Here is a 26,978-nt window from a genome sequence, read left to right as displayed (position 1 = left end):
GGGGATTGGATCGGGAGGGAACCTGCACCCGATGGATGCGCACGCCCTGCAACACAGTTGGGACCAGGTCACCAAGCACGGAGAGCAGGTACCGCTCTACTTCTACTCGCACCTTTTCGTCACTCATCCCGAGGTGCGGCCGATGTTCCCGCTCTCGATGGCACATCAACGGGACAAGTTCGTCGGTGCGCTGGGGCGCATCGTCAGCCACGCCGACCAGCTCGACACCGACGCGGCCTTCCTGCAGCATCTCGGCCGCGATCACCGCAAGTACGCCGTACTGGCAGCGCATTACGACGCTGTTGGCGGCTCCTTGTGCGCGACACTGGCGCATTTCCTCGGGCCCGCGTGGGATGCGGACCTCGCCGCCGACTGGACAGCCGCGTACCAGGTGGTAGCGCGGATCATGGTCGAGGCCGCGGAGATGTCCTCGGAGTCCGCACCGGACTGGTGGGAGGCCGAAGTGGTCACGGCCGAGCGGCGGACGATGGACCTGACGTTGCTGACCATCCGGCCGCGGAGCCCGTTCGTGTTCCGGCCCGGGCAGTCGGTCTCGATGGAGATTCCGCAGCGTCCGCGGCAGTGGCGCTACTTCAGTCCGGCCAACGCACCACGCGCGGACAGCTCGATCGATCTGCATGTCCAGCAGATCGACGGCGGTCAGGTGAGCCCGGCCGTGGTCCGGTCACTCAAGCCCGGCGACATCGTGAAACTCGGTGCACCGGTCGGCGAGCGACTGACCCGGCGAGCGGGCGAACCGAAGGACCTGCTGCTGGTCGCCGGTGGCACCGGCCTCGCGCCCCTGCTCGCCGTACTGGAGCAGATCGATCAGGAGTGGCAACGCCTGGGCAATGGGCCGCTCGTCCACCTGATGCACGGGGTCCGGATGCCCTGGCATCTCTACGAACGCCCGCGGCTACGCGAGCTGGCCGCGACGCGCGGCTGGTTCGACTACACCGAAGTCGTGTCCGACGACGCGTCCTATCCCGGCATCCGCGGGAAGGTCGGGACGGTCGCGGGACGCCAGATGCTGTACGGCCGGACAGCCATGGTGTGCGGCGGCCCGCAGATGGTCGCGCACACCCTGGAGCAGCTGGCCGCCGCGGGAATGCAGCCCGAGCACATCAAGTACGAGCACTTCTACTACGCGGCCGCGGGCGAGCACGCCGCCGGTCCAGGTCAGGAGACACCCAGTGACGATCAAGCACCGCCACCATGGCCCGCAGTACCAAGGACCGCAGCAGATCCGGTCCGAAGCCTTCCGGCGCCGGATGCGGGGACTCGACGCGGACAAGGTCTACGGATACCTCGATCGGCTGGCTGACCAGGTCCAGGAGGCCGAGCTTGAGCTCAACGAAACCCGGGCGCGCAACGAGCGGCTGCTGGCCGAGTTGCAGCGCGGCCGGGGAGAGCTGCGGCAGATGCGGGAGGAGCTGGAGCACTACGAGCAGGCCGGCGACCGGGTGAACGAGCAGGTCGTCCAGATGTTCAGCCAGGCGCAGCTCGTCGTCGAGGAGATGGTCCAGGACGTCAGCCGGGACGCCCGCGAACGGATCGGCCATGCGCGCGAGCACGAGCGCCAGATCGTCGCGTCGGCCATGGACACCGCCGGGGAGCAGGTGCGGTCGTATGCCCAGACTGCGCAGGCTCAGATGCAGTCGATCGTGGATTCGTTCGCCACTGAGGTCGACCAGAAGCTCGGGAGTGCGCCGCCTCGGACCGAGCGATGAGCCTTGCCTGGCGCAAGGCACCCCGGACCGGCCGGTCGGCATCCGCCGGACCGGGCCGGGTGCGGGCGCGACGTAACCACCCCGGGCATCGCGCCGAGCCTGAGATCAGTCCGAGGCGCCCCGATCTCGAGCGGGTGCAGGCAGAAGCCGAGGAATTCCTGCAGCTCTTCCACGGCGAGAACGACCAGGCCGGACCGCCAGGCTCGCGGATCACGGTGGTGATGCGCGAGATCGAGCTGACCGGCACCTATTGGCATACGCCGGAGGAGCTGACCTTCGGCGCCCGCGTCGCGTGGCGCAACAACGCGCGCTGCATCGGCAGGCTCTACTGGCAAAGCCTGCAGGTGCGCGACCTGCGCCTGGTCTCCGACACAGGCACGGTCGCCGAGCACTGCTTCGACCACCTGCGCACCGCGCACAACGGCGGCAAGATCCGCCCGATGATCAGCGTGTTCGCACCGGAGACTCCAACCAGCCATGCCCCGCGGATCTGGAACGAGCAACTGATCCGGTACGCCGGTTATGACCAGCCCGACGGCCAGGTCATCGGGGATCCCCGCTACCGGGCTTTCACCAGCGAGCTCGTTCGGCGTGGCTGGCAACCGCCCGAGCATCCGGGACCTTTCGACGTACTCCCCCTTGTTGTGGAGACCGCCACCGAGGGGCCGCGCCTGTTCGAGCTCCCTGAGTCCGCGATCCACGAGGTCCTGCTCGAACATCCCGAGCTTCCGTGGTTTGCCGGCCTCGGTCTGCGGTGGCATGCGGTCCCGGTGATCAGCAACAGCCGACTCGTCATCGGCGGTGTCTCCTACCCGACCGCGCCTTTCAACGGCTGGTACATGGGCACCGAGATCGGCGCTCGCAACCTCGGCGACAACGACCGCTATGCGCTGATCCCGGAGATCGCGGCCCGGATGGGTCTCGATACCTCATCCGAGGCGACCCTCTGGCGGGACCGGGCTCTCGTCGAGCTCAACCGCGCCGTACTGCACTCGTACGAGTCGAGCGGCGTCAGCATCACCGACCATCACACCGAATCCCGCAGGTTCCTGATCCATCTCGAGCGGGAGGAACGTGCTGGTCGCAGTTGCCCGGCCGACTGGAGCTGGATCGTCCCGCCGGTCTCCGGCTCGCAAACGCCGGTCTTCCACCGCTACTACGACACCGAGGACCAGCTGCCCAACTTCCTCACCGACCCCGACTCCATCCAGCGAGCGCTCCACGGCAGCCCGCCGGCCTTCGGCTGAGCCCGTCAGATCTCGTCCCAGACATGAGGGCGGGCGCCGACGCCGAGAAGCTCGGTGAGTTGCCGCCTGCCCGCGATCTGCAGCTTGCGGTAGACACCGGACAGATGGAACTCGACTGTCCGGCGGACCAGAAACAGCTCCTTCGCGACCTGCTGATTCGAGGGCGGCTACCTGGTGTTCACGTTCCGCGAACCCGGCGCCACCCTGTCCGCCCGGCGCTGTTTCGCGAACGTCGGCGAGACGAACATCAACCAGCCGTACGTCCACGGTTCCAGCAGCGGCAACAATGCCGGCTGGTTCATTTACAATCCCGGCGACGGCTCCGAATACCGGCACAATTTCCCGAAGAACGAGGTCAAAGAGCAGAACTACGGAAAGATCTACGAAGTACACATCAATTAGGGTGTGCCGAGGGCGGCACCGCAATCTGCAGCGCTAGCGCGCATTCACCACGATGGTGCCGGCGGCGAGATCGCCCACGCGCTGCCGGGTGCGGCGTGGCCAGGATGGCTACTAGCGCGACGATGGCCCAGAACAGGCCGTCGACGACCCAGAGTGCGTAGCGGATCAGATAGTGCGTACGGCTCGGCGCAGACCCGTCGAGCCGGATCACCTTCAGCTTGGTGAGGCGCATGCCCAGTGTGGATCCGCCGTTGCAGCACCCGGCGCCGGACGGGCGCGGTCTCGTTGGCAGCCATTCCCCCATCATTGCAGCAGCGCGATCCGCTGCCGCAGGCGGCGGATGGTGTACCAGTGCGAGACGACCGCCCCAACCCACGCAACGCCCGCCAAGAGATACCAAGGATTGTCGCCGGTCGCGACCCGCGCAATCGACAGCACGAGGTTCAGGGCGAGGATGATGGTGATCCACCAGCGGAAACGGTGAGCTCTGCCGTACATGGTCCTCGCCAGCTCCAGCGCAGACCCACGAATCTCAGGGTCGGCAGGCACCGGCCCCCGCCACATCGCTCGGCGTACCTGCTTCCACTCCGCGACTGGTCGTTGCTCGAGGATACGGAGCTGCTCGCGCCGCTGCTTCCGGGTTGCCAGTGCAATGGTGGTGCCGGTCACAACGCCGCCGATCACGGCGCTCAGCGCGATGAAGGTGCCGCCCACATCGCTGATCAACCCGAGCACGGTCATCATCACGGCGAACGTACCGCCACAGATGACAGCGACCATCCAGCTCGGTGCTCGCAACAAGTACGTCTGCATCCTGCCCCCTATCGTCCGGAGCAGGATGCCAGCTCGATGGGCGACTGCCCAGCGGATCGACCTGCAGCAAGCTGCAAACTCAGCCGGGGATCATCCAGCTCAGGACGGTGGCTTGGAGCAGCGAGATCAGGCCGACGACGAAGGCGAGGATGACCGACCACCAGAAGGTCATTCGAAGCAGCTGGCCCTCTTTGCCGCTCTGGCCGATGGCGGTGGCGCCGATGGCGAGGTTCTGCGGGGAGATCATCTTGGCCATCACGCCGCCGGAGGTGTTGGTGGCGCCGGCGAGGATCGGGCTGAGGTCGAGCTGTTGCGCGGAGATGACCTGCATCGGGCCGAACAGGCTGTTGGCGGACGCGTCCGAGCCCGTCAGGAAGACGCCCAGCCAGCCGATGTACGCCGAGAAGATCGGGAACAGTACGCCGGTTGTGGCCAGTGCGAGGCCGAGGGTCTGGGTCGCGCCGGAGTAGTTCATGACGAACGCGATCGCGAGGATCATGAAGATCGTCAGCAGCGCCCAGCGCATCTGGTGCAGCGTCTTGCGGTAGGTCGCGACCAGCAATCCAGGCCGGGCGCCCATCACCAGACCCGCGATGATGGCCGCGATCAGTGCCACCGTGCCGGGCGAGAACAGCCAGTCGATGGTGAGAGTAGCGGCGTACGGCGTGTCTTTCGGGGTGATCGGCGCGTGCTGGATCACCTGGTTGTGCAGGCCGGGCCAGGGGAACTTCCAGTCGGCCTTGTGGAGCAGGGCGCTGAGGTCCAGCCAGGCCGGAAGGCCCTTGATGATCGAGCCGATCCGGGACAGGAAGATCGCGACGATCAGGATGATGTACGGCGCCCAGGCGTAGACCGCACCCGTCCGAGCGGTCTTCGGCGCGGCCTCTTCAACCGGCGCGCTCTCGTTCTCGAAGCGCCAGATCGTCTTCGGCTGCCAGAACCGCGTGAGCACCCACAGCGATCCCATCGCCGCGAGGGCCGCAATGACGTCGACGAGGCTGGGGCTGATGAAGTTGGCGGTCACGTACTGCATGACGGCGAAGGAGAGACCGGTGGTCAGGACAGCCGGCCAGACCTCGATCATCCGCTTCCAGCCGGCCATCACGATCACCAGGAATGCCGGGACGACCCACGCGATCAGCGGCAGCTGACGGCCGACCATCGAGGAGTACAGGTCGGTTGCCTCCCCCTGTTCCATGCCGAGGATCGGCGCGGTCAACCGGCCGAGCACGATCAGCGGGTTGCCCAATCCACCAAAGGCCACCGGCGCGGTGTTGGCGAGCAACGCCAGCACGACCGCGCGAACCGGCGGGAAACCAAGCGCCGCCATCATCGCCGCAGTGATCGCGATCGGCGAACCGCCACCCGCGACGCCCTCCAGCAACGCACCGAAGCCGAACGCGATCAGCAGTGCTTGCAGCCGACGGTCCTCACTGAACCCGGCCAGCACCGCCTTGATCTGCTCGAACCGGCCGGTCGCCACGGTGACGTTGTGGAAATACACGGCATGGAAGGCGATCCAGGCCACCGACCAGACGCCGAAGACCACCCCCATCGCGGCCGAGTCGAACGCCAGCTTGGCCGGCATCCCGTAGACCACCAGCGCGACAATCAATGCCGTGAGCAACGACAGCGCCGCCGAGATCGGCGCCGAGAGCCGCACGATACCGAGCGCGATCAGCAGGACGAAGACCGGCAACGCGGCCAGTAGGGCCGACAACCACAGCGGTCCGGCCGGCTGATAATCCTGAACCCAGCCCATGGCGTCCTCCCCAGAAAGGTGCGTGCCTCACGCACAGCGAGGGGACGCTAACACCGATCGGCAAACGCTTACAAGCATGCTTTTCGGATGGAACTCCAGGCCTCGGAGGTCCATCGGTGATGGCACAACCGGCGGAAAAGTTCCATCCTCAACCGAGCAGTTCGGCCAGCCTCGAGCTCAGCGCCGCCTCATCACCGTCGACCTCGACCAGCTTGTCCCGGCTCGTTGCCCCGCGCACCAATGTGACGGCCGACCGCCGGACAGCGAAGGCCGCCGCGACCGCCGCCAGCACGGCCTTCGTCGCCTGCCCCTCGACCGCGCGAGCCGACACCGCGACAACGAGCGCAGGACCGCCAGGGCCGTCGTACCGGCCGTTGACCGCGGTCCGGGAGGCGCCGGGCTTGACCCTCAGCAAGATCCGCAAGCTCAATCGGCCTTGAGCCATTGGGTGAGGCCGCCGGTGGTGAAGTCGCGGAAGAGTGCGACGACCTCGGCCCGCGGAACCTCGGGGTTCGCGAGCCACCAGCGGCCGAGTTGCTCGCCGACCCCGCTGACGGCGTACGAGAAAGCAAGGATCCGTACGTCGTCCTCGGTCGGCAAGTGCCGGAGCATGCCCGCGATCCGGACAATGGTCTGCCGGCGCATCTCGGTGAGTTGCTCGGAGAGGTCCTTCGAGAGGGCGATGCTCGGATTGAAGAGCACCATCCAGCGCTGGGGATCCCTTTCCAGCAAGGAGAAGAAGACCTCACCGGCACGCTCCATCACCGGCCCGATCCCGGCGCCGGCCTCAAGCAGTACCTCGGGCTCGCGGATCTTCTCTTCGAGCTCGTCGCGGGCGCGGCGGACGCACGCCAGGTAGATGGCGTCCTTGGTCGAATAGTGCTGGTAGACCGCAGGCCGGGTGACGCCCGCGTGGCGCGCAATGTCTTCCATGGACGTGCCCTCGAAGCCGTGAACAGCGAACAGCCCTTCGGCCACGTCCAGCAATTGCGCGCCCCGCGTCTCCCGGGTCATCCGGGTCCTGCGTTCCGCCTGAGTGCCCATAGGGCATTCTCGCGCTAGCGCAGGCTCAAGGCCTGCATCAGGGCAGTGTCCGGGTGGCGTTGAAGGTCCAGATGATCCGAGCCAGATCCGGTCCGGTGTTGTCGACGAGCGCGCCGGTCCCCGGGCCGGGCCACTTGTGCTCGAGGCCTTGGACGGTGACGTACTCGATCAGCTTCGGGCCGCCGTCGCGCGGAACGTAGCTCTTGTGGGTGTACGTCTTCAGCCCAGGAGTCGTGACCGTGACATTGCTGTCCGCCACGGCGTCCATGTCGTTGTCGAGCGCACTGTTCAGCGCCAGATCGTCGATGGCTGCCCAATGCTTCACCAGCCGGTCGGCGAGGAACGGCCGCACGGTCGTGTCCTGGTCACCCTGTACGACGAGGGTCGGCACCGGCCGGGCCCGAGGACCCATCTCCGCCCACGCACGCTTGGCCGTGTCGACCGGAGTTACCGCGTCCAGATCGTTGGGGTCGACGTCGTTGAGCGAGTACTCGCCACCGGCGACCGAAGTCACCGTCGCGAAGACGTCCGGATAGGTGACCCCCAGGATGACGGCCAGGCCGGCTCCCGAGGAAGCACCGTTGACGTGCACCCGCTTGGGGTCTGCCTTCAGGTCGGCGACAACCTTCTTCGTCACCCCCGCGACCAGCCCCGGCTCCCCCTTGCCACGACGCTGGTGCGCCGGTTCGAAAGCGTTCCAGCAGCCCACCAGATTGCGGAGGACGTCCTGGGTCGGGTAGACGACGATGAAGCCCTTCTCGTCGGCCACCTGGTTGAAGTTCGTCAGGTCGCGCATGTTGTTCAGGCCGTAGCCGCTCATCGTGCACCCGTGCAGCGAAACCACCACTGGCAACGGTTTCCCAGCCGCCTGCTGCGGCGGGATGTGCACCTGGTACCACATCTGACCCTCAGGGCCGTTGTACCACTTGGTCTGATTCGTGCCTTCGGCCTGCGGCTCGGCAGCAGTCGCCGGCTCCAGCGGTAAGGCCAGTGCGAACGCGGCCACCAGACCGGCGATCAGTACTCGTCGATTCATCCAGAACCCCCCAGATTTCGTCGTTCGGCGTGTACTTACAGCGTAAGTATACAAGGTGTAACTAGTCAAGGGTGGGGGGAAATGGGCAAGTGCCGGTACCGGCCAGGGCAAGATGACAACGATGTATTGACAGTCGGTAGCAAGCTCCTCACAGTGGGTCGCAACCGCCCCCAGTGTGAGGACCGCTCATGCGCAAACCACCTGTTAGTGCTCGAACAGCGGCCGTTGTCACCGCCGCTGCCCTCCTGACCACGTTGTCCACCGGGCCGTCCCAGGCCTCCGAGTTCACCCCGTCCGGACCGCGAACCGTCGCCAAGCAAATGTCTGCTGCTGACCGGCAGATGCTGGCCCAGCGACCGTTCGTCGAGGCTGCCGACCAGCTCGTCGCCGAATCTTCAGGCCTGGCCGGGTACGCCGGCGTCACGCTGGCTGATGACGCCGCCGTGCTTTGGTGGAAAGGTACGCCGCCCACCCGGATCCAGCAGGCGGTCGCCTCCGCCGGCCGGACTGCGCCGGTACGGATCGCCAAAGCCCTTCACTCGAAGGCAGAGATCGACAAAGCCGCCCGGTCGATCGAGGCCTGGCAGAAGCTCAACCCCAGCAACGGAATCGACGCCGTGAAGGATCCGCAGGACGGAAGCGGCCTGGTGCTGGGCGTCAGCCCGTCGTACCGGAAGACCGCGTCCGCGCTCGGACAGACCCTGCAGCAGCGCACCGGCGTACCGGTTCGGGTTGTTGCCGAAGAGCCGCTCAAGCAGACCTCCCGCAACGACGACTGGTCGCCGTGGATCGGCGGTGCCGGTCTGTGGAACCAGTCCGCAGGAGCCATCTGTACAACGGGTTTCGGCGTCAAGGACGGCCAAGGCCGCCCGTACATCCTGACCGCGGGCCACTGTGGCTCACCCGGGCAGCAGTTCGCCGATCGGCAAGGCGAATACATCGGCAACATGGGCGCCAAGAACGGCGACCACGACATCGCCCTGATCCCCACCAACGCTGTCGACTTCCAGCTCTACGTCGGAAACAGCAATGACAGCCTCGTCGAGAACGTCCCCTACTGGGGTCACGTCTACGTCGGGCAGTTCCTGTGCCAAGGCGGCCAGACCAGCGCCGGTGTGGTCGGCGGACCCGTCTGCAACATCAAGGTCCTCTTTTTCTACAACGACCGCGAAGATCTCGTCGAAGGCGAGCAGATGAACGGCCAGGAGGCCGCCCGCGGCGGTGACTCCGGCGGCCCGATGTACTCCCGCGGCGACGCCGGCCTGATCGCCAACGGCACCACCACCCGGACGGCGGGTGCCCGGATCGGCTTCCAGGACTTCGCCACCGCCAACCGCGACTTCGGGGTAGGCATTCCTTAACCACGCATCTACTGGATGAGCACGGCCAGACCTGTGTGAGGTCTGGCCGTGCTGCGCGTTTGGGCTTAGATTCGGCTCAGGCAGGCACCGTGGGGGTGCTTGCCGGTACGCCGTTCCGAGGGGGGCTCGGGGCGCGGCGGCCTGGGGGGTCTTGCTGTGCCTTGCCCGCGATGACGGCGTCATCTGCCTTCACGGGAGGCCACCGCATGAGGTCACCACTGCTACGCACCAAGAGACGTACCGTGGCCGGCTTGTCCGCCGGTCTGTTGTTAGCGGCCACTTTGTCGCCGACGGGAGCGGTTGCTGCCGACCAACCACCTGTTGGGCGGGAATGGACCGCGACGCCACTGCAGGTCGCGAGCACGGTCAACGGCGCCAAGTCGCCCAGCGGCCAGCTCGCCAAGAGCGATCCCGCCTTGCTCAACAGCACCTCGGCCAAGCAGATCCGCGTGGTCGTCAAGCTCGACTACGACTCACTCGCCGCCTATCGCGGCGGTCTCAAAGGCCTGCCCGGCACCAGCCCGGCGGTCACCGGCAAACGCCTTGATCCCAAGGGCACCAACGCCACCAAGTACCTCAAGCACGTCGGTAACGTCGAGAACGGCTTCCTGAATGCGTTGCAGACAAGGGTTCCGAGCGCTCGCGCCGGGCAGAAACTACGCACCGTGTACGGCGGCATCGCGCTCAGCGTCCCCGCGAATCAAGCGCGTGATCTGCTCAAACTTCCCGGTGTCGCCGCGGTTCAGCAGGACAACCCGCAGAAACTACTGACTGATTCAAGCGGTGACTTCATCGGCGCACCGACCATCTACAACCAGCTCGGCGGATCGTCGTCCGCGGGCAAGGGCGTGATCGTCGGCATCCTCGACAGCGGCGCCTGGCCGGAACACCCGTCGTACGCCGATCCTGGCACGCTGCCCGCTCCCCCGGCGACCGCCGACGGGACGCCGCGCGTGTGCGACTTCGGCGACAACCCGCTGACTCCGGCCACGGATGTCTATACCTGCAACCGCAAGCTGATCGGCGGCCAGCCGTTCCTCGACACCTACAACGCGGTCATCGGTGGCGACGTGTACCCCGACTCTGCGCGGGACTCGAACGGTCACGGCACGCACACCTCGACGACCTCGGCCGGTGGTCCGGTCGCGCACGCGAACCCGCTCGGCATCGATCGAGGCCCGGCCCGCGGAATCGCACCGGCGGCAGCGGTCTCGGTCTACAAGGTTTGTGGTGCTGAGGGTTGCTTCCCGTCCGACTCGGCGGCAGCGGTCGCCCGCGCGATCCTCGATGGCGTGCGCGTGATCAACTTCTCGATCTCCGGTGGCAGCGATCCGTACAGCGACCCGGTCGAGCTCGCCTTCCTCGACGCGTACGCCGCGGGTGTCTTCGTGGCCGCCTCGGCCGGTAACTCGGGTCCGGGCGCGGACACCACCGATCACCGCAGCCCGTGGGTGACCACGGTCGCGGCCTCTACCCAGTCTCGGACCTTCCGGTCGACGATCACGCTGGCCGGCGGTGGCGCGACTGCCACGGTCTCCGGGATCTCGGTGACGGCGGGTATCAGTACGCCGACTCCCGTCGTACTGGCTGGGTCTACCGGTGGCTATAGCGATGCGGCCTGTAACACTCCGGCCCCTCCTGGGGTTTTCGCAGGCAAGATCGTGGCCTGCCAGTTCACACCGGGGCGAGTGATGAAGGGCTTCAACGTCAAGCAGGGTGGCGCTGTTGGCATGCTGATGTACAACACCACCTTCCCGTCCGACGTGTTCAGCGACAACCACTGGTTGCCTGCGGCACAGCTTGAGAAGGCCGATGCCGATGCGTTGCTCGCGTTCCTCGCCGCGCATCCGGGCAGCACTGCGAAGATGACCCAAGGCACGAAGACCACCTGGCAGGGCGATGTCATGACGTCGTTCTCGTCGCGCGGTCCCGGTGGCGACTTCCTCAAGCCTGACGTCACCGCGCCCGGTCTGCACATCCTCGCCGGTCAGACGCCGACTCCCGAGTCCCCGTCCGAAGGACCGCCCGGAAACCTGTACCAGGTGATCGCCGGTACGTCGATGTCGTCGCCCCACGTGGCCGGCGCAGCCGCACTGCTGTTCGCGCTGCACCCGTCGTGGACCCCGGGCCAGGTCAAGTCCGCACTGGAGACAACCGGCAAGACGACCGTCAAGAAGCCCGACCGGACCACGCAAGCCGATCCGTTCGACTACGGCGGCGGCCGCATCGACCTCACCAAGGCCGGCGACCCCGGTCTGACCCTGGACGAGACCGCAGCGAACTACGCAGCCTCGGCCACCGACGCGCTGAACCGGATCGACCTCAACCTGCCGTCGGTCAACGCACCGACCATGCCCGGCGTCATCACCGCCGAGCGAGTGGTCAAGAACGTCACCAACCAGACACTCGCCTTCACCGCCACCGGTACGACGGTCAGTGGCGCGAACGTCGCCGTACTGCCTCCGGTCTTCTCACTGAAGGCAGGTAAGACGCAGAAGCTCACCATCGTGATCACCGCACCCGACCTGCCCGATGGCCAGTACTTCGGCCAGGTCAACCTGAAGCAGGTCGGCGGCAACCGCGCCCTGCATCTGCCGGTCGCGTTCTTCCGGCAGGAGGGCGTCGTACCGATTGATCAGAGCTGTGTGCCGAGCACGATTGCCAAGAACACCGGTCAGTCGACCTGCACCGTGACTGTGCAGAACAACAGTCTTTCCGCGACGGAGGTAACGGCGCTCAGCACGCTGAGTTCGCAGCTGCGGCTCAACAGCGTGACGGGTGCAACCAAGGTCGGCACTCAGATCGCGACGAAGACAGCGACGCTGGCCGCGCGGCAGCCCGATGCCCCGGGAATCGCTCCGGGGACGGTGGCCGGCTATCTGCCGCTAGACGCGTTCGGCATTGCACCAACGCCGATCGGTGACGAGCAAGCGCTGAACTTCAACGTGCCGCCGTACGTGTTCGCCGGGCAGACCTACAACCGGATCGGCGTGGTCTCCAACGGATACACGGTTGCCGGTGGAACGACGTCGGGTGATGACGTGCAGTTCGCGCCACAGTCGCTGCCGAATGCGGCCAAGCCGAACAACGTGCTGGCGCCGTACTGGACCGACCTCGACGGCACCGGAACCGCGGGTGTCTTTGCCGGGACGCTGACTGACGGGGTGAGCACGTGGCTCGTCCTGGAGTGGCGAGTGAACCTGTTCGGGACCAACAACCTCAAGGTGTTCCAGCAGTGGATCGGCGTGAACGGTGCCGAGGACATCGCCTACTCCTACGATCCGGGCAATCTGCCGGGCGACCCAGGGCCGTCGTACGGGCTGACTGTGGGTGCGGAGAACGCCGACGGGACTGCTGGTAGCCAGATCACCGGTGCGCCGGTCGAGGACTACCGGATCACGAGTACGCCGGGTGCTCCGGGTGGCTCGATGACCTACACGATGAACGTCAAGGGAGTGCAGAAGGGCACCGGCTCGGTGACGACCGGGACCTCCACGCCACTCGTCAAGGGCCTCACGATCGAGGTCGACAAGATCACCGTCAACTAACTGTGGTTCCGGGCCGGGGTTTCTGTCCCCGGCCCGGACTACTGTTCTGGGCATGACAGAACTCGCTGCTCCGATCGTGGCCGTCGCCGTCTATCCCGACCGGGCGCGCGTGACCCGGCGTGGCCGTCTTGTCGTCCCTGCCGGCGACCAGACCGTGTACGTCGACGCGCTACCGCTGGGGTTGCAGGAGGACTCGGTCCGAGTGTCCGGTCGCGGCGCGGCCACCGTGCTCGGGGTGGACGTCTTGATGCGGCATCACGCGCAGGCGCCCGACGAGGCCGTGGCTACGCTGGAGCGGCAACGCCGTGAGGCTTCGGACGAGGTGGCGGGGCTCGTGGACGCCGATGACGTGCAGGCGGAGCTCGACGCATTCCTTACCCAGTTGGGGAAACGCGCCGGCAGCAGCTTCGCGCGCACGCTGGCCGCGGGGTCGTCGACCACGGATCTGGGTGAGTTCACGGAATCGCTGGCGACGCGATTGACCGCCGTACGGGGTAAGCGGCGTGAGCTTGCGCGTCAGCAGCAGGAGGCTTCGGAGCGGCTTGCTGCAGTCGAGCGGCGGCTCGCCGAGGTCGCGCAGCAGCGGGTGCCGGACCGTCGGTCGGTGGGCGTTGCCTTGGAGCTCGAGGCTGAGGCAGAGGTGGAGATCGAGCTCTCGTACGTCGTCCTCGGCGCAGGCTGGACCAGCTCGTACGACGTCCGCGTGGCCGGCGACCGGTTGACGCTGAACTGGTTCGGCCTGATCACGCAGCACACCGGCGAGGACTGGCCCGAGTGCGAGCTCACCCTGTCGACCGCGCGGCCCGCGGTGAATGCGAAGGTGCCTGAGCTCGACCCGTGGTACCTCGACCGCTATCACCCACCGGTCCCGGCCGCACCCGGTGGTCCCGCCAGCTTCGCCATGGCCCGAGGCCGGACGGAAGCCGGCTTCGGCGAGATGTTGCAAGCGGCCGGCGCACCCGCTCCCGACTTCAGGCAGGTCGCAGCAACCGTCGAGCAAGGCCTCACCGCCGCGACCTACATCCCGCCCCGCCCAGTCGCCGTACCGGCCGACGGTGCCGCCCACCGCGCCACCATCGCCTCCGTCGAACTCGACACGTCGCTGGACTACATCACCGCCCCCGTCCGCTCCACCGACGTCCACCTCCGAGCCACCGTGGTGAACTCCGGCACCCACACTTTCCCCGCCGGCAAAGCCTCCGTCTTCCACGAATCCGACTTCGTAGGCTCCAGCGCACTCCCCCTCTGGGCCCCCGGCGAAGAGGTCGAACTGGCCCTCGGCCTCGACGACCGAATCCGCGTCGACCGCAAACTGACCCGCCGTACCGCCACCAAGGCAACCCTCGGCTCAACCCGCCGCCGCGAGGTCGAATACGCGACGCAGATCGAGAACCACACTCCCCGAGCCGCCCACATCACCGTCCTGGACCAACTCCCAGTCCCCCGAGACCACGAGATCGCCGTCAAACCCACCACGGCGACCCCCGACCCGACGGAAACCACCGACCTTGGCATCATCACCTGGCAGCTAGACCTAGAGCCCGGCGAATCCACCACCATCCACCTAGGCTTCCGCGTCGAATCCGCCAAAACCGTAGACCTCACCGGCTGGCGCGAGTGACCCACTCCACGCAGGCAGACGATTCGACGCGGCGGTGACCGTGGAAGACGAAGAGCTTGAGCTCCTGATCGTCGAGTCGCTGGCTCGATGCTTCGGGGAGGAATCCGACCGGGCCCGGGTGAAGCGCGCCGTCGGACTGCTCCGGCAGTCGTAAACCCCCGAACTCGGTGGAAAGAAGTCTGCAGCCGGCGAACATTAAGTTCCACAGACCTACGACTGTCCCGGAGGTGATCGGCTGGCCAGGGCCGCGCTCAGGTGGCGCCGTGGCTGGATGGGGAACCCCGTAGTACTCACTCGGCCTGGTGGCGTCGACGGCTAGTCTGCCGCACGTGTGGCCACGTCAGGAATTGGCCCGGCGAGGCCAAGCAGGCCTCCTCGTATTGGGGCTGTGCGGTCGATCCCTACTTCCGTCAACCACTGTGGCTGCGGGCGGATTGCTGCGGGGCCAGACTCTGTGGGCGTTCAACGAACGCCACCTGGACATCTTGGAGAGTTCCGTCGGTGCCCGGCTCCGCGAACGCGGCGAATACGTCGGGATGACCATGTTGGCTCGGCTGCCGGCGTGGCTGAAGGCGGCCAAGCACCGCACTGAGATCCTGCGGACCATCGGCCGGCTGCGAGCATCCCTCCCACAGTGACGCTGAGGGAGGGTCCTGAAACAGGCAGAGCTAGTGACTGTCCAGGTCACGGACTACGACTGGAGTACCAGGTGGCTCGAGTGGAGTCTCTTCCCTTGTATATAAGGGAAGAGACTCCACTCGATAATTTGGCCACGCTCGATAATTGGACTAGAATCGAACACATGTTCGAGACTGATCTGACACTGCTCCCTACAGTCGACTTACTGGAGTCGTCTGCGGAGCAGCGTGCGTTGGTGAACCGGGCTGAGGCTCGCGTGCTCGAGCATGCGCAGGTTTATGCGGATCGGTTTCATCCTGATGCGTGTACTCCGCGGCCGGGTCAGCGTTCCTTCGAGGGTCGGGAACGTGCGGTGGTGCTGGGTGGTGAGGGTTGTCCACCGATCGCTGATTTCGCGATCGGCGAGTACGCGGTGGTGCACGGTGTTTCGCACCGGGTCGGGGCCCAGATGATCGGTGATGCGTTGGCGTTGCGGCATCGGTTCCCGTTGACCTGGGCCAAGGTCTTGGCTGGTGAGGCGACTCCTTGGAAGGCGTGCCGCCTCGTGCGCGACTGCATCGACCTGTCCGAGCAGGCCGCCGAGTATGTCGATGGCCGGGTTGCAGACTTGATCGACACGATCACTCCGTACCGCTTGGGCAAGATCGTGAAGGCAGCCAAGATGCACGCCGATCCTGAAGGTGCTCGGGCGGAGGCAGCGGCGAAGGTTCGCGAGCGTGGGGTGTTTGTCGGCCGGTCCGATGAGCACGGCACCAAGACCATCTACATCCGTACCTCGTGTGGCGCGGCGGCCCGGTTCGATGCCGCCATCGACGCACTCGGCGACGCCCAGCAGATCATCGGTGACACGCGCCCGATCCAGCTCCGCCGCGCCGATGCGGTCGGCGTCATCGCCGATCCGGTCTTCGCCCAAGAACTCCTCGCTCAAGCCGACAACCATCCGAATTCCTCCACTGTGGATGCCGGTCCGGGCAGCCCGGTCCCCTCGGCTCGGGAGACCGCAGCGTCGGACGCGCCCCAGCACGACGAGGCAACTCCGGACCGGGCCGGTTCGGTGAGCGATGACGAGCCTGGCCCCGACGACGAAGCAGACCGGGACGCGCCACACCCGAGCAGCAGCGATCTGCCCGATCCGCTCGACCGCCCCGACCGCAGACCTGATTGGTCGGCGGAGCCGTTCGATCCTGCCACTTGCCGCCTTCCTGACGACGCTGAGCCTATGGATCCCACTGCACACCTCGCGCTCACCAGACAGCTGATGCAGATCAAACAGGACGCCTACGCCCGGTTCACATCGCACGCGACCTCGGATGCCCCTGCACGCCCTGGTGTTGCGGTGCGGCCAGGCAAGACCGTGATCTATGTCCACCTCACCGATCAGACGCTCGCGACTGCCGCGGCCGCTGTTGCCGCAGGTCGTGCTGGTGATGGTGTTGTGCGGGTGGAGGGGGTCGGGCCGTTACTGACCTCGCAGCTGAGCGAGTTGATCGGGTACGGCCCCTACATCGTCAAGCCCGTCATAGATCTCAATGACGCCGTCTCGGTCAACTGCTACGAAGCCACCGACCGCATCCGGGAACGCGTCAAGCTCACCCACCCAGTCGAACTGTTCCCCTTCGGCACCCGCGAAACCAGCGGGAGCATCGACCTGGACCATCTCGAGCCGTACGACCCACTTGGGCCACCAGGCCAAACCAGTACCACCAACCTCATCCCACTCAGCCGCTACAGCCATCGGCTGAAGACCCATGCGCGCGGCTGGAACGCGCACTGGATCAACCCGACCACCCTGGAATGGAGCACACCCCACGGATTCGTCTTCCACGTCGACGCCACCGGGACCCGCCGAATCACCAAGCCCGCCGGCCAGTTACCCGTGGCCGACCGGCACGGTGTTAGTGCCAGACCAGGTTCCGCCCCGTGATCGGGACAACCTCGCCGAGGTTGTCCCCCGCCGAAACCCTCAGCTGGCACAATCCACCGTTCCTGCACACGCACCAGCGACGGAGACGGGGACGGGGATGAACCTGGAGGAGTTCGATCCGACGAAGTTCGATCTTGGCGAGTTCATGGCTGATGTCGGCCGGGCCGGGGTGCGGATGATGCTGAAGATCGATCACGAGCGGCTGGCCGAAGGTGGGCAGGGGTGGACAGTGTTGCTGTCTGGGCCGCTGGTGGGCGGGTCGGGGACGGTGCGCTGGGATCTGCGGCGGCTGGAGCAGTGCATCGACGTTGTCGTCGACCGGTTGAAGACAATGCCTGGGGACTGGGAATGGCTGGAGTTGTACGAATGAACGCGGCGGAGGTCGAGGAGCTGTTCGAGCGGCTCGGCGCGGCGGGTGTGACGCTCGTCGTCATGATCGAGCCGGCGCGCATCACGGAGGGCGCGGGGCCGTGGACAGCATCGGCGTCCGGTCCCGGCGCCCCCACGAGCGGTGTTCGGGTGCAGGGGCATCCGACGTTCGAGACTTGCCTTGGGGCAGCGTTGGCCGGCCTACGGGACGGGCCGGGTGATTGGGAGTGGCTCGACCGTTTCGAGCAGGTGCTGCGGTGAGGGCCGATGGGGCGGCCGACAGGCAGTCGCTGCCGTTCCGTCTCGACCACCCGTTCCAGCTGTGGTCCTACAGCAGGTCGCATTCGACGCTGGTGCTTCGAGGACGACCGGGTGCAGGATACGACCACTTCGTGGATGTCGTCTTTTCCGGTGTGCTGGGGATGAAGGTTGCCTCCGGATACAACGGGCTCACGGTCGCGGTCTCAGCGAACCGAGCCGAGATCGACGAGTTTCTGCACATCCCCGATCGACACCAGGGCCACCTCCTGCAACTGGAGCTTTCTGATGAGGTTCACCGGGGCTTCGTGGTCTGTGGGCGCGTCGTGATTCGGCGAGGTGCGGGCTGGCCAAGCCCGTCGCACTGATGGAACGCTCGAGCGTGGCTGGACGGGGCAGGGCGTCAGCTCACCTTCGCTGCGGTGTGGAGGGCTAGGCCGTCTTGGGATGCGATGTTGGCTTGGAACCAGCCGTTGGCGTCGACTGTGTACGTCGGGCCGGTGCAGGTGCCTGGGGTGTAGTCGCCGTGGAAGATGTCGCAGTACACGCCAGCCGGCAAATTGGTGTGGAAGGAGCGGCCGGTGAGGGCTGACGCCTCGTCGTTGAGGATTAGGTAGGCCTTGTTACCTCGGGCGAAGGCTATGGCGTCGTTGCCGTTGTCCCACCATTCGGTGACGGCGGTGCCGCGGGCTGCGTTGCGGAAGGCAACCATGTTGGCGATGACGCGCCATTCGTGTTCGCAGCGCCAGCGGTTGGTGAAGCAGGTGGTGTCGGTGGTGCGGCCGTCACTTGCAGCCGGTGGGCCTTGGTCGTTGTTGGAATATTCGTAGCTGGACATGACGGCGGGCGTGCCGTAGGTCCAGGCGAGCATGAAGGCGTTGGCTAGGGCGTAGCGGGCGTTGTCGCGGAAGGTGAGGACGCCCGTGCCACGTTGGGTGTCGTGGTTGTCGGTGAAGACGACAGCCTTGTTGGAGGGCAGTGGTGAGGCGAAGGTCCGCAAGAACGACAGCTTCTCGGTGTTGAAGATCTTCGCGAGGTCCTTGCCGTAGCGGAATTCGTGCACGTCGCCGTTGCCGACGTACTCGTCGGGGGTGACCGGCTCACCATCGCCGTGGATGACTTCTTGCACCAGGTACGCCGGTCGCGACAGCCGCGCCTTGATCGCGGCGATGTCGGCGGCGGGCATGTGCTTCGAAGCGTCCAGCCGGAACCCGTCGACCCCGATCGACAACAGATCGTTCAGGTACGCCGCAATCCGCCCGCGAACGTAGTCCGTGTCGGTCGCGAGATCGGCGAGGTCGACGAGCTCGCAGTTCTGCACCTCGTAGCGGTCGCCGTAGTTGACGATGTCGTCGTTGCCGTTGCGGCCGCAGTGGTGGAAGTCCTGCGTCTGGTACAGCCCCGGGTAGTTGTAGTGCGTGTACGACGATCCTGCGCTCCCCGCACCGCCTGACGAGCCACCCGTCATGTGGTTGATGACAGCGTCGACGTACACCTTCACTCCGGCGGCGTGGCAGCTGTTCACCATCGCCACGAACTCAGCGCGGGTCCCCCGCCGGGTGTTGTCGATCTTGTAGCTGACCGGCTGATAGTCCTGCCACCACGGGTACCCCTGCCCCGGCAGCACGACATGCTCCTGTGGCGGCGACACCTGCACCGCGCCGTACCCGCGAGGTCCCAGGAACGCGCCGCACTCGCGCCCGACCGACTTCCAGTTCCACTCGAACAGCTGGACGATCACGTCCCGCGGCCCGTCCGGCACCGCCGCCGCAGTACCCGCCGACAGACCGGCCGAGACGAGCGCTGACCCAACCAGTACGACGAGAAGTTTCCGCATCCATCCAGTCTCGCAGCGAAAACTTTCCGGTGTCGTGAACCGAACGTGTCGGCCCACCATCTAAGCCCTCCAGTACGACACACTGAGCACGAATTTTCCCCGGAGGGAATCATGAATCGGAGTATCAAGCTGGCCGGCCTGGTCGCGAGCGTTTCGGTCGCTGCTGTGGTCGCGGGTGCGCTGGTGGCTGCACAGCAGACGCCGACGCTCGCTGCAGCGTCGGGTGGCAACGCCAACCCGATCAGCAGCACCACGACGAAGCCGTCCACGACGCCGAGCAAGCCCTCAGGCACGCCTTCGAGCACACCGGGCAGCACAGTCAAGCTCACTCTGGACCTGACCAAGCTCAAGCAGGGCGCGGCGCCCAAGGCGTCGTACATGGACGGCCGCACCGTCCACTTCGGCGCGACCAAGTTCACGCTGCCGGCGACGGACGGCCCGGTCTGGGACATCGCCCGGGCAGGCACCAAGGACGCGCTCGTGCTGAGCAGCCCCGGCGACACCGGCAAGGGCTCACTCACCACGTGGACCGCGGGCAAGCGCGGCGAGACCGTCAAGGACGTCTCCACGGTCCGCTCCTCGGCCGACCGCTCCACCAGCGCGTACGCCATCCAGCCCACGAGTGCGGACGGCACCGAGCTCGCGAAGTACACGCTGGTCTGGCGCGAGAACGGCAGTGGCGAGAAGTACGAGCTGAAGCTCACCGGCGAGCACGGCCCGATCGTCCACGCGGTCCAGGGCAGCGAGATCTACTTCAGCGCACTGAACAAGAGCGGCAAGCAGAACCTCTACAAGTGGATCGCTGGCGACGACGCCCCCAAGGCCGTCAACAGCGCGCCTTCGCCGTCCGCGGTGTCCTCGAACCTTCAGCTCGCCGCGTCGATCGTCTCCACCTCGAACGACGGCAGCTGCACAGCGCTGGTTGATCTCGCGAACGGCCAGAAGCGCTGGGGTACGTGCGACTACGGGGTCGACGAGATCCTCGGCGGAAGCACCTTCGCGCTCGGTGGACCGGCGTACCGGGATGGGTACAGCGACGGCCTGTTCGCTGCGCTCGACCTGAAGAACGGCAGGCCGATTCGGGAGTGGGGCGGCGGTTCCAAGGTTGCGATCATCTCCACGACGATGGAGGACGCCACCCACATCCTCGTCCTCGCCGAGCAAGGCGGTAAGACCGCGATCGCGCGCTGCACGCCGAAGGACGGCACCTGCGAGCTGGCCACGCCGGTGAAGGCGGGCGCCGAAGACAGCCGCCCGTATTACCTCGGCGCGTAGTTCACCGAGTCGAGGACCTGCTCAGCCTGAGCAGCGTCCTCGGCTCGCACCTGGATCCGGACCAGCGCCCCGTCGAACTGCTTCACCCGCTCGTACGTCGTCATCCCCGTCGGACAGCCTTCGTACGTCGCAGTGGCAGTCGGCCCGCTGTCGCTCCGAGCAGACGCCGTACAGCCCTCGGGGCCCGGAAGCGAGCTGGCCGCAGGCAGCGTCCCCGACGGCAGCACCCCAACGAACACCCCCGGAACCTTCGCCCCAGCACTGCTCCAGGCGGCGTTGTCAGCGCTCACCAGCAGACCAGGCAGCTGACCGGTCGCTCCCGCAGGCTGCCAGCCGCTGCCGGTCCGGCTATCCGTCCAGTCCCGCGGAAGCTCAACCGACAGGACCTTCTGTTGATCCACCACCCGCACCCACTGCCGCCCAACGCCGTACTGCCAGCCCAGATAGCCCCCAGCCCCACCGAGCACCGCAGCAGCGACCGTGGCCGCCACCCACGGGTTCAGCGAGAAGCGGCGCCGAGGTTCAGCAGTGTCCGCAGCCGATCGCAACGCCTCGGCAAACGCCCGTACGTCGGGCCAGCGCTGATCCCGGTCCTTGCGCAGCCCACGCCGGATGACGTCGTTCACCGCCGCAGGCACTGTCTCCAACGGCGGCGGCGGTCCATCAACCGCGAGCACCGCGGCCAGGGTCGTCGCCCCGTACGGCGGCTGTCCGGCCAGGGCGGCGTACGTGACCGCGGCCAGCGCATACAGATCGGCCCGCGGATCGAGCACGTCACCACGCACCTGCTCGGGCGCGACATAGGCCGGCGTACCGCCTGGCATCGTCACCCGCGACACCGCCTCCAGCGACTTCCCCAGCCCCAGATCACCCAGCATCGCCCGCTCACCGGTCGGCGTACTGCGGAAGAGAACGTTCTCCGGCTTCACGTCCCGATGCAGTACGCCGCGGTCGTGCAGCTCCTGGAGTCCCGCGCTCACGTCCTCGATCACGGCCACGGTGTCGGCCAGCGGCAGTGGGCCAGCCTTGATGCGCTCGGCCAGCGTCCCGCGATCGGCGTAGGTGAGCACCAGGAACGGCCGGTCGTCGTCGGTCGTGCCGATGTCGTGGACTCCGACGACGTACGGCGAATCGACCTTCCGCAGGAACCGGCCCTCCTCGACAAAGCGACGCCGTACGTCGAGATTGTCGACCCAGTGCTCGGCCAGCACCTTGACCGCCACCTCGGCGTCGAGTGACTCGTCCCGAACCAGCCAGACAGCAGCGAATCCACCACTGCCCAGCCGCCGGATCACGGCGTAACGGCCAAAATGAGAGGGCTGAACCATGCCGGCCATTATCGTCAACGACATGCCGAACGACGCGGACGCGCTCGACGACCTGGCTCGGCGCGCTGCCCAGGAACCCGCACTGCTGGATGAGCTGATCCGTCAGGTACAGCCGCAGGTGATCCGGATCTGCCAGCGGGTCCTTCCGCACCGGGCCGACGCGGAGGATGCCTGTCAGGACGCGCTGCTGGCTATTGCGACCAAGATCGGGACCTTCTCCGGCCGCAGCCGCTTCAGCACCTGGGTGCACGTCGTCGCCTCGAATGCGGCCCGCGAGACCTATCGCCGGCTCAAACGCCGCGCCGCCGAGAACCCGGCCGCCTGGCACGACGACGACCGCCCGGCGCACTACGACCGCCCTGACCCCCGGACGACGAGCGTGGTCGCCGGAACCCGGCTGGATCTGCTCGACGCGCTCGAACACCTCGAGACCGACCTGCCCGAAACTGTCACTTCGGTCGTCCTGCGTGACATCTACGAGCTCAGTTATGACGAGATCGCTGTCCAGGTCGGGGTCCCGGTGGGCACAGTTAAGTCACGAATCAGCCGGGCCAGGGTGTCTCTCAAGGCTCAACTGCTGCCGAAGCAGGACTGAACTCACACCGTTCGGTTTCGCCGATCGGCCCCGGCCCCGTAGGGTTTCAAGTGTGTCTATCTTCGATGTCGCCACATCAGACCAAGAACTGCCGGAAGTTGAAGCGCGTGAATGGCGTGAGGTGTCCGATATCGGAGTAGCCGCCGCGCGGGTCGAGTGGGCCGGAGCAGCACGTGAGTTGCTCCTGGTCGCCGCGAAGAAGTATCAATCCGTCGTTCAGCTCAAGGACCTCGCCGTCGGCGTGCAGGAGCTGACCGGTATCCGGACCAAGCAGCTGCCGAAGCTCTGGATCGGCGGCACGCTCGCCGAGGTCTACGCGGAGAACCTGCGCCGCGGTGAGCCGATGCTGCCCGCGCTGGCCGTCAACCCCGACGAAAGTGTCTTCGAGGGCTATGCCGCCATCGTCGGCGCCGCCACCGGCGAGACCCCGGCCGACCCGGACGCGCACGCTTCGCACCAGCGTCTCGCCGCCTACCGCCACTTCGAGGCCGGCAACCTGCCCTCCGACGGTGGCAGCGCGATGATCCCGGCCAAGCTCGGTGCCGCTCGTGCCCGCGCCCGCAAGGCCGCGATCGCCGAGCGCCCGATCAAGGCCTGCCCCAAGTGCAACCTGCAGACGCCCGCCAGCGGCATCTGCGACACCTGCGACTGACCTGCTGACTACCACCGACGCCGTCTCGTGAGAACGAGGCCGGCGTCGGTTTGCGCCGGCACCAGCAGCGCGCCGTTCGCGTCGCGCCGTACGAGGCTGGTCCGCGTTGCCGCGAGTACGAAGGCCTCGATGGGCGACATCCTGCGGGGCCGGCCGTCCGCGGTCCGACCGAAGCGCTCCAGCAGGCGCTGTCCGTCGACGACGGCGTCGGGCAGAGAAGTGAGCTGTGGTTCGGTCATGGCACCGAGTCAACCGGCGGACCCGCCCTCGCCGATATGGGGATGCCTACCCATTCAGTGGGTACGGCGAGGCTTCGCGCTGAATGGGTAGGGTGCGCGGCTAGATGGGTAGCGATGGGCGTGTTCCGGCCCGGTCCGCTTTGCCATAGTTGCGCAGGTGATCACCTCGTACGACGGAATGCCGGAGTGGCAGGCGGCGTTCCGGCGCTGTTTCGAGCCGATGCTCGAGCGCACCCGCAAGCGTTTGACCGGAGCCGGCGCCGCGGCCTCCGGCCATCAGCTGGATCAGGTGGCGCGCCGGCTGGTCCATGCGTCGGCACGGGCCATCGTTCTTGAGCTGAACCGCGCGCGCGAGCACGGTGTCCTGCGGGGTGACAGTCCGGCTGATCGCTTCGATCACTTCCTGCGGAGCCTCGCGGAGGACGGGGGCATGGAGGAGATCTTCGAGCGCTACCCCCTGCTCCACGAGCGCTGCGAGCGGATCTGCGATCGCGCCGTCCAGAACTGGGACGAGCTGACCACGCGATGGGCGGCTGACCGGTCGGCCGTCGTACGGGCGCTGTTCGACGGAGTGGACCCTGGTGCGCTGACCGCCGCCGAACAGGCCGGAGATGGGCACTGTGGTGGGCGGGCGGTGCAGTTGCTCACCTTCGCGTCCGGCCGCCGGCTGGTCTACAAGCCGCGGTCGCTCGCGGTCCATGCGCATTTCAACGAGCTCTTGGACTGGCTGGCGCTCCGCAGCGGAATCGCCGTCCGGACAGCCCGATTGGTGAGCCGGTCCAGCTACGGCTGGGCGGAGTTCATCGAGCCGGAGGGCTGTCCGGACGTGGCCGGGGTAACCCGGTACTACTACCGCCAAGGTGTGATCCTGGCGCTGCTCCATCTGCTCGACGGCGTGGACATGCACTTCGAGAACCTGATCGCGGCCGGCGAGCATCCGGTGCTTGTCGACCTGGAGACCTTGTTCCACTCGGCGCTGCCGATGTCGACCACGGATCCTGCGGATCGGGTCCTGGCCGAATCGGTGCACCGGACGGCGCTGCTGCCGTTCTCGGTCACCGGTGACATCGGCATGCGCGACCTGTCGGGTCTCGGCGGTGACGCCGGTGAGATGCCCTTCTCACAACTCGGTTGGGCCGGCGAGGGCACCGATCTGATGCGTTCGGTGCGCGTCGAACGGACCGCTCCGGTGACACCGAACCGGCCGCGGGTGGGCGACGTACCGGCTGAGCCACGCGATCACGCGTCCGCGATGGTGGCCGGGTTCACCTTCGCGTACGACGTCATTGCGCGGTATCGCGACGAACTGCTCGGGGCGGACGGACTGCTGGCCCGGTTCGCGACCGACGAGATTCGCTGGGTGGCGCGGCCGACCGCTGAGTACGGCTGGCTGCAGGAGTCGAGTGGGCACCCACGAGCTCTGCGCAGTGAAGCTGTCCGCGACAAGTTGTTCCGGCAACTCCAGGACAGTTCACCGACCGAACTGCTGCAGTCCTTGATCGTGCACGAGCTCGCCGACCTCGAGCAGGACGACATCCCGTACTTCCGGTCCACTCCCGCCAGCACCGACCTGTGGGCCGCCGACGGCACCCGAGTGCCCGAAGCCTGGCCGGAATCGACTGCCGCCACGGTTGAGCGCCGGTTGCGCGAGCTGAACGACACCGACCGGGACCGCCAGAACTGGGTGATCCGCGCAACGCTGGCCACCCGGCAGGCGGAGGTCGAGCACCGCTCCCCTGTGCTGTCGCGGCAGCACGAATCGGCCGGCAGTGCACATCCCGAGCGGCTGCTGGCGGCAGCGACCGAAGTCGCCGATACGCTCCTCGCGACCGCCCTCGTCGGGCCGGACCGGACCAACTGGATCGGCCTGGAGCCGGTGGACGACAGCTACTGGGCGGTGCTCCCGCTAGGGGCCGGACTGCCCAGCGGATACTGCGGTACGGCGTTGTTCCTGGCCCAGCTCGCGGTTCTCACCGACGGGGACCGCTATCGGGCCACTGCGCTCGAGGCCGTCCGACCGGTTCACCAGGTGCTGGAGTCCCTGGCGGACGAGCCGGAAGCGCTCGTCGCCGCCGGAACTGGATACCACGGACTGGGCGGGATCGCTTATGCGCTGGCCAGGTTGAGCCGGCTGCTGGACGACCGCGAGCTGGCCGGGTGGGCCGAGACCGCGATCGCGCTGATCGGAGCCGTTCCGGCGGCGGCCGCCGTACCGACGTACGGGGACGGAGATGCCGGCGGTCTGGTCGCGCTGCGAGCGGTTGCCCAGTTGCTGCCAACCTCGGCTGCGGTCGAGGTCGCCGACCAGCTTGAGCGACGGCTGCGGTTGCGGCCGGGGTTGCCGGACGGTTTCCTCAGGGGAGGTGCTGGTGTGGCCTGGGCACTTGGGCACACCGTCAGGTCCGCACCGGCCGGCCCGGGGTGGTGTGTCTCCGCACCCGACGAGAACGCGGACGTCTACTTGGCCCGGACCGCCAGCCGGCCGCGGCTCGCGGATCTCAGCCTGTGCCATGGCGAGCTGGGCGCACTCGACCGCTTGGCCACGCTGGCACTCGACGGACGGCCAGGAGTCGCGGGGCTGCTGGCCCGGCGAGCCGGGGCCGTCCTCTCGTCGATCGAGCAGGACGGTGCCCGCAGCGGCACTCCGGACGGGGTGGAATCTCCGGGGCTGCTGCTGGGTCTGGCCGGGATCGGCTACGGGCTGCTCCGGCTCGGCTTCGCCGACCAGGTGCCATCGGTGCTGATGCTCGAGCCGACTCCGGGCGGGCACGCCACTCGCGAGAGGGATGCCGCATTGCGGTCTTCACCGGTAAATTGAGCCTTCGCTGCCGACAAGAAGTCCTGGGGGAACCATGAGTAAGCGAGCCGTTTCATTCGGTAGTGACGAGCTGTACGCCGGCGGCCTGGCCGCACCGGCACCGCTGCGCGCGGGCCTGCGGATCGCAGCCCTGTCCGGCACGTTCACGCAGGTGGTCGCCGGTCTCCGCGGAGGGGCCGGCCAGACGTCGGCGGCCTGCGTCGGCACCAGCCACGAGACCACCTTCCCACCGGTCACCTTCTGACACACACATCAATGGGGGAAACATGAGTGCAGGATCAGAACTGTTCGGTAGTGACGAGCTGTACGCCGGTGCGCTGGCCTCGCCGGTTCCGCAGCGCAAGGGCTTGCGCATCGCGGCCCTGGCCGGTGCTTACACGCAGATGCTCGGCAGGCTCCGGAGCGAGGCCGGCCAGACGTCGGTGCCCTGCATGGCCACGATCACGCACACGCCGCCGGTCACCATCATGTAGCCAGGCA

At 67.0% G+C, this 26,978-nt stretch carries 27 protein-coding genes and 1 pseudogene; 18 read left to right on the top strand and 10 right to left on the bottom strand.

Translation table 11 applies throughout. The features are described 5' to 3' along the window. The first annotated feature begins 31 nt into the window (after window positions 1-31). Genes E1263_RS02910 through E1263_RS02900 form a run of 3 tightly spaced genes read left to right on the top strand, consistent with a single transcriptional unit; the run spans window position 32 to window position 2,977 of the window. Window positions 32-1,324, top strand: a complete 1,293-nt coding sequence (locus tag E1263_RS02910; protein WP_132165033.1) for a globin domain-containing protein — start codon at window positions 32-34, stop codon at window positions 1,322-1,324. Continuing rightward, window positions 1,272-1,730, top strand: a complete 459-nt coding sequence (locus tag E1263_RS02905; protein WP_132165152.1) for a hypothetical protein — start codon at window positions 1,272-1,274, stop codon at window positions 1,728-1,730. The genes E1263_RS02910 and E1263_RS02905 overlap by 53 nt, the downstream gene beginning before the upstream one ends. Then, entirely contained in the window at window positions 1,727-2,977 is a 1,251-nt protein-coding gene (locus tag E1263_RS02900) for a nitric oxide synthase oxygenase (protein WP_132165031.1), read from the top strand. The genes E1263_RS02905 and E1263_RS02900 overlap by 4 nt, the downstream gene beginning before the upstream one ends. Window positions 2,978-2,982: 5 nt before the next feature. Here E1263_RS02900 and E1263_RS44255 read toward each other — a convergent pair. Then, window positions 2,983-3,126, bottom strand: a pseudogene (locus tag E1263_RS44255) (LuxR C-terminal-related transcriptional regulator); the annotation flags it as partial. A 25-nt stretch (window positions 3,127-3,151) separates the two neighbouring features. Between E1263_RS44255 and E1263_RS02890 the strand changes: the two are divergent. Further along, on the top strand, window positions 3,152-3,379 hold the full coding sequence (locus tag E1263_RS02890) for a hypothetical protein (protein ID WP_132165029.1): 228 nt from the start codon (window positions 3,152-3,154) through the stop codon (window positions 3,377-3,379). Here the strand turns inward: E1263_RS02890 and E1263_RS02885 are convergent. The 6 genes from E1263_RS02885 to E1263_RS02860 form a co-directional block, all read right to left on the bottom strand. Continuing rightward, complete coding sequence (locus E1263_RS02885) at window positions 3,372-3,683, bottom strand: RDD family protein (protein ID WP_272949638.1); 312 nt, start codon at window positions 3,681-3,683, stop codon at window positions 3,372-3,374. The two genes, E1263_RS02890 and E1263_RS02885, sit on opposite strands and share 8 nt — an antisense overlap. Next, on the bottom strand, window positions 3,683-4,123 hold the full coding sequence (locus E1263_RS02880; protein ID WP_132165025.1) for a hypothetical protein: 441 nt from the start codon (window positions 4,121-4,123) through the stop codon (window positions 3,683-3,685). The genes E1263_RS02885 and E1263_RS02880 overlap by 1 nt, the downstream gene beginning before the upstream one ends. 148 nt (window positions 4,124-4,271) lie before the next feature. Then, entirely contained in the window at window positions 4,272-5,954 is a 1,683-nt protein-coding gene (locus E1263_RS02875; protein WP_132165023.1) for an L-lactate permease, read from the bottom strand. Window positions 5,955-6,102: 148 nt separating this feature from the next. Further along, window positions 6,103-6,378, bottom strand: coding sequence for a DUF167 domain-containing protein (locus E1263_RS02870; RefSeq protein ID WP_202868694.1), 276 nt, complete (start codon window positions 6,376-6,378; stop codon window positions 6,103-6,105). Window positions 6,379-6,380: 2 nt separating this feature from the next. After that, entirely contained in the window at window positions 6,381-6,968 is a 588-nt protein-coding gene (locus E1263_RS02865) for a TetR/AcrR family transcriptional regulator (protein WP_165956439.1), read from the bottom strand. Window positions 6,969-7,035: 67 nt separating this feature from the next. Next, entirely contained in the window at window positions 7,036-8,034 is a 999-nt protein-coding gene (locus E1263_RS02860; protein WP_132165017.1) for an extracellular catalytic domain type 1 short-chain-length polyhydroxyalkanoate depolymerase, read from the bottom strand. 188 nt (window positions 8,035-8,222) lie between these two features. Between E1263_RS02860 and E1263_RS02855 the strand changes: the two genes are divergently transcribed. The 8 genes from E1263_RS02855 to E1263_RS02820 all read left to right on the top strand — a co-directional run bounded on the left by E1263_RS02855 (window position 8,223) and on the right by E1263_RS02820 (window position 18,122). Beyond that, complete coding sequence (locus tag E1263_RS02855; protein WP_132165015.1) at window positions 8,223-9,395, top strand: chymotrypsin family serine protease; 1,173 nt, start codon at window positions 8,223-8,225, stop codon at window positions 9,393-9,395. Between the two features lie 206 nt (window positions 9,396-9,601). Next, window positions 9,602-12,943 carry a S8 family serine peptidase gene (locus tag E1263_RS02850; RefSeq protein ID WP_132165013.1) on the top strand — a complete coding sequence of 1,114 codons (3,342 nt, stop codon included), beginning with the start codon at window positions 9,602-9,604 and terminating at the stop codon, window positions 12,941-12,943. Window positions 12,944-12,995: 52 nt separating this feature from the next. Further along, window positions 12,996-14,564: a DUF4139 domain-containing protein gene (locus tag E1263_RS02845; protein ID WP_202868693.1), complete on the top strand. Its 1,569-nt coding sequence runs from the start codon at window positions 12,996-12,998 to the stop codon at window positions 14,562-14,564. 419 nt (window positions 14,565-14,983) lie between these two features. Continuing rightward, window positions 14,984-15,202: a hypothetical protein gene (locus E1263_RS02840; RefSeq protein ID WP_132165009.1), complete on the top strand. Its 219-nt coding sequence runs from the start codon at window positions 14,984-14,986 to the stop codon at window positions 15,200-15,202. Window positions 15,203-15,366: 164 nt separating this feature from the next. Then, window positions 15,367-17,127, top strand: coding sequence for a 13E12 repeat family protein (locus E1263_RS02835; RefSeq protein WP_132165007.1), 1,761 nt, complete (start codon window positions 15,367-15,369; stop codon window positions 17,125-17,127). Between the two features lie 97 nt (window positions 17,128-17,224). Further along, window positions 17,225-17,497 (top strand): hypothetical protein, encoded by a 273-nt coding sequence (locus tag E1263_RS02830; RefSeq protein ID WP_132165005.1) that lies wholly within the window; start codon window positions 17,225-17,227, stop codon window positions 17,495-17,497. Beyond that, complete coding sequence (locus tag E1263_RS02825) at window positions 17,494-17,757, top strand: hypothetical protein (RefSeq protein ID WP_132165003.1); 264 nt, start codon at window positions 17,494-17,496, stop codon at window positions 17,755-17,757. Before E1263_RS02830 ends, E1263_RS02825 begins: the two co-directional genes overlap by 4 nt. Continuing rightward, window positions 17,754-18,122, top strand: coding sequence for a hypothetical protein (locus E1263_RS02820; protein ID WP_132165001.1), 369 nt, complete (start codon window positions 17,754-17,756; stop codon window positions 18,120-18,122). Before E1263_RS02825 ends, E1263_RS02820 begins: the two co-directional genes overlap by 4 nt. A 35-nt stretch (window positions 18,123-18,157) precedes the next feature. Here E1263_RS02820 and E1263_RS02815 read toward each other — a convergent pair whose 3' ends face one another. Beyond that, window positions 18,158-19,591, bottom strand: a complete 1,434-nt coding sequence (locus E1263_RS02815; protein ID WP_132164999.1) for an alpha-amylase — start codon at window positions 19,589-19,591, stop codon at window positions 18,158-18,160. Between the two features lie 111 nt (window positions 19,592-19,702). On the opposite strand from E1263_RS02815, the gene E1263_RS02810 reads away from it, so the two are divergent. Next, a complete protein-coding gene (locus tag E1263_RS02810; RefSeq protein ID WP_132164997.1) occupies window positions 19,703-20,866 on the top strand; it encodes a hypothetical protein in 1,164 nt (387 codons plus the stop codon). Here the strand turns inward: E1263_RS02810 and E1263_RS02805 are convergent. After that, window positions 20,851-22,194: a serine/threonine-protein kinase gene (locus E1263_RS02805; RefSeq protein ID WP_132164995.1), complete on the bottom strand. Its 1,344-nt coding sequence runs from the start codon at window positions 22,192-22,194 to the stop codon at window positions 20,851-20,853. The genes E1263_RS02810 and E1263_RS02805 overlap by 16 nt on opposite strands. Window positions 22,195-22,216: 22 nt before the next feature. Between E1263_RS02805 and E1263_RS02800 the strand changes: the two genes are divergently transcribed. Continuing rightward, entirely contained in the window at window positions 22,217-22,789 is a 573-nt protein-coding gene (locus E1263_RS02800) for an RNA polymerase sigma factor (RefSeq protein ID WP_132164993.1), read from the top strand. Between the two features lie 52 nt (window positions 22,790-22,841). Next, window positions 22,842-23,441 carry a hypothetical protein gene (locus E1263_RS02795; RefSeq protein ID WP_132164991.1) on the top strand — a complete coding sequence of 200 codons (600 nt, stop codon included), beginning with the start codon at window positions 22,842-22,844 and terminating at the stop codon, window positions 23,439-23,441. Between the two features lie 8 nt (window positions 23,442-23,449). Here the strand turns inward: E1263_RS02795 and E1263_RS02790 are convergent, their stop codons facing one another. Continuing rightward, entirely contained in the window at window positions 23,450-23,680 is a 231-nt protein-coding gene (locus E1263_RS02790; protein WP_132164989.1) for a hypothetical protein, read from the bottom strand. Window positions 23,681-23,837: 157 nt separating this feature from the next. Here E1263_RS02790 and E1263_RS02785 point away from each other — a divergent pair, with 157 nt between their 5' ends. Genes E1263_RS02785 through E1263_RS02775 form a run of 3 tightly spaced genes read left to right on the top strand, consistent with a single transcriptional unit; the run spans window position 23,838 to window position 26,971 of the window. Then, window positions 23,838-26,498 carry a type 2 lanthipeptide synthetase LanM family protein gene (locus tag E1263_RS02785; protein ID WP_132164987.1) on the top strand — a complete coding sequence of 887 codons (2,661 nt, stop codon included), beginning with the start codon at window positions 23,838-23,840 and terminating at the stop codon, window positions 26,496-26,498. 34 nt (window positions 26,499-26,532) lie between these two features. After that, a complete protein-coding gene (locus E1263_RS02780) occupies window positions 26,533-26,742 on the top strand; it encodes a hypothetical protein (protein WP_132164985.1) in 210 nt (69 codons plus the stop codon). Between the two features lie 22 nt (window positions 26,743-26,764). Further along, window positions 26,765-26,971 carry a hypothetical protein gene (locus tag E1263_RS02775; protein ID WP_132164983.1) on the top strand — a complete coding sequence of 69 codons (207 nt, stop codon included), beginning with the start codon at window positions 26,765-26,767 and terminating at the stop codon, window positions 26,969-26,971. The last annotated feature ends 7 nt before the right edge of the window (window positions 26,972-26,978 follow it).

The sequence above is a fragment of the Kribbella antibiotica genome, from assembly GCF_004349055.1.
Classification (GTDB): Bacteria; Actinomycetota; Actinomycetes; order Propionibacteriales; family Kribbellaceae; genus Kribbella; species Kribbella antibiotica.
Note: the sequence above shows the minus strand (reverse complement) of the source record. Positions and strands in the feature narration are given on the sequence as shown.

Bases quoted from the DNA above. Each gene is read 5' to 3' on its own strand.
- E1263_RS02880 (WP_132165025.1), bottom strand. From the start codon at position 4,123: ATGATGACCGTGCTCGGGTTGATCAGCGATGTGGGCGGCACCTTCATC.
- E1263_RS02775 (WP_132164983.1), top strand. From the start codon at position 26,765: ATGAGTGCAGGATCAGAACTGTTCGGTAGTGACGAGCTGTACGCCGGT.
- E1263_RS02900 (WP_132165031.1), top strand. From the start codon at position 1,727: ATGAGCCTTGCCTGGCGCAAGGCACCCCGGACCGGCCGGTCGGCATCC.
- E1263_RS02850 (WP_132165013.1), top strand. From the start codon at position 9,602: ATGAGGTCACCACTGCTACGCACCAAGAGACGTACCGTGGCCGGCTTG.
- E1263_RS02810 (WP_132164997.1), top strand. From the start codon at position 19,703: ATGAATCGGAGTATCAAGCTGGCCGGCCTGGTCGCGAGCGTTTCGGTC.
- E1263_RS02885 (WP_272949638.1), bottom strand. From the start codon at position 3,683: ATGGGGGAATGGCTGCCAACGAGACCGCGCCCGTCCGGCGCCGGGTGC.
- E1263_RS02865 (WP_165956439.1), bottom strand. From the start codon at position 6,968: ATGACCCGGGAGACGCGGGGCGCGCAATTGCTGGACGTGGCCGAAGGG.
- E1263_RS02875 (WP_132165023.1), bottom strand. From the start codon at position 5,954: ATGGGCTGGGTTCAGGATTATCAGCCGGCCGGACCGCTGTGGTTGTCG.
- E1263_RS02825 (WP_132165003.1), top strand. From the start codon at position 17,494: ATGAACGCGGCGGAGGTCGAGGAGCTGTTCGAGCGGCTCGGCGCGGCG.
- E1263_RS02815 (WP_132164999.1), bottom strand. From the start codon at position 19,591: ATGCGGAAACTTCTCGTCGTACTGGTTGGGTCAGCGCTCGTCTCGGCC.
- E1263_RS02800 (WP_132164993.1), top strand. From the start codon at position 22,217: ATGCCGAACGACGCGGACGCGCTCGACGACCTGGCTCGGCGCGCTGCC.
- E1263_RS02905 (WP_132165152.1), top strand. From the start codon at position 1,272: ATGCGGGGACTCGACGCGGACAAGGTCTACGGATACCTCGATCGGCTG.
- E1263_RS02845 (WP_202868693.1), top strand. From the start codon at position 12,996: ATGACAGAACTCGCTGCTCCGATCGTGGCCGTCGCCGTCTATCCCGAC.
- E1263_RS02910 (WP_132165033.1), top strand. From the start codon at position 32: ATGGATGCGCACGCCCTGCAACACAGTTGGGACCAGGTCACCAAGCAC.
- E1263_RS02855 (WP_132165015.1), top strand. From the start codon at position 8,223: ATGCGCAAACCACCTGTTAGTGCTCGAACAGCGGCCGTTGTCACCGCC.
- E1263_RS02860 (WP_132165017.1), bottom strand. From the start codon at position 8,034: ATGAATCGACGAGTACTGATCGCCGGTCTGGTGGCCGCGTTCGCACTG.
- E1263_RS02790 (WP_132164989.1), bottom strand. From the start codon at position 23,680: ATGACCGAACCACAGCTCACTTCTCTGCCCGACGCCGTCGTCGACGGA.
- E1263_RS02830 (WP_132165005.1), top strand. From the start codon at position 17,225: ATGAACCTGGAGGAGTTCGATCCGACGAAGTTCGATCTTGGCGAGTTC.
- E1263_RS02835 (WP_132165007.1), top strand. From the start codon at position 15,367: ATGTTCGAGACTGATCTGACACTGCTCCCTACAGTCGACTTACTGGAG.
- E1263_RS02805 (WP_132164995.1), bottom strand. From the start codon at position 22,194: ATGGTTCAGCCCTCTCATTTTGGCCGTTACGCCGTGATCCGGCGGCTG.
- E1263_RS02780 (WP_132164985.1), top strand. From the start codon at position 26,533: ATGAGTAAGCGAGCCGTTTCATTCGGTAGTGACGAGCTGTACGCCGGC.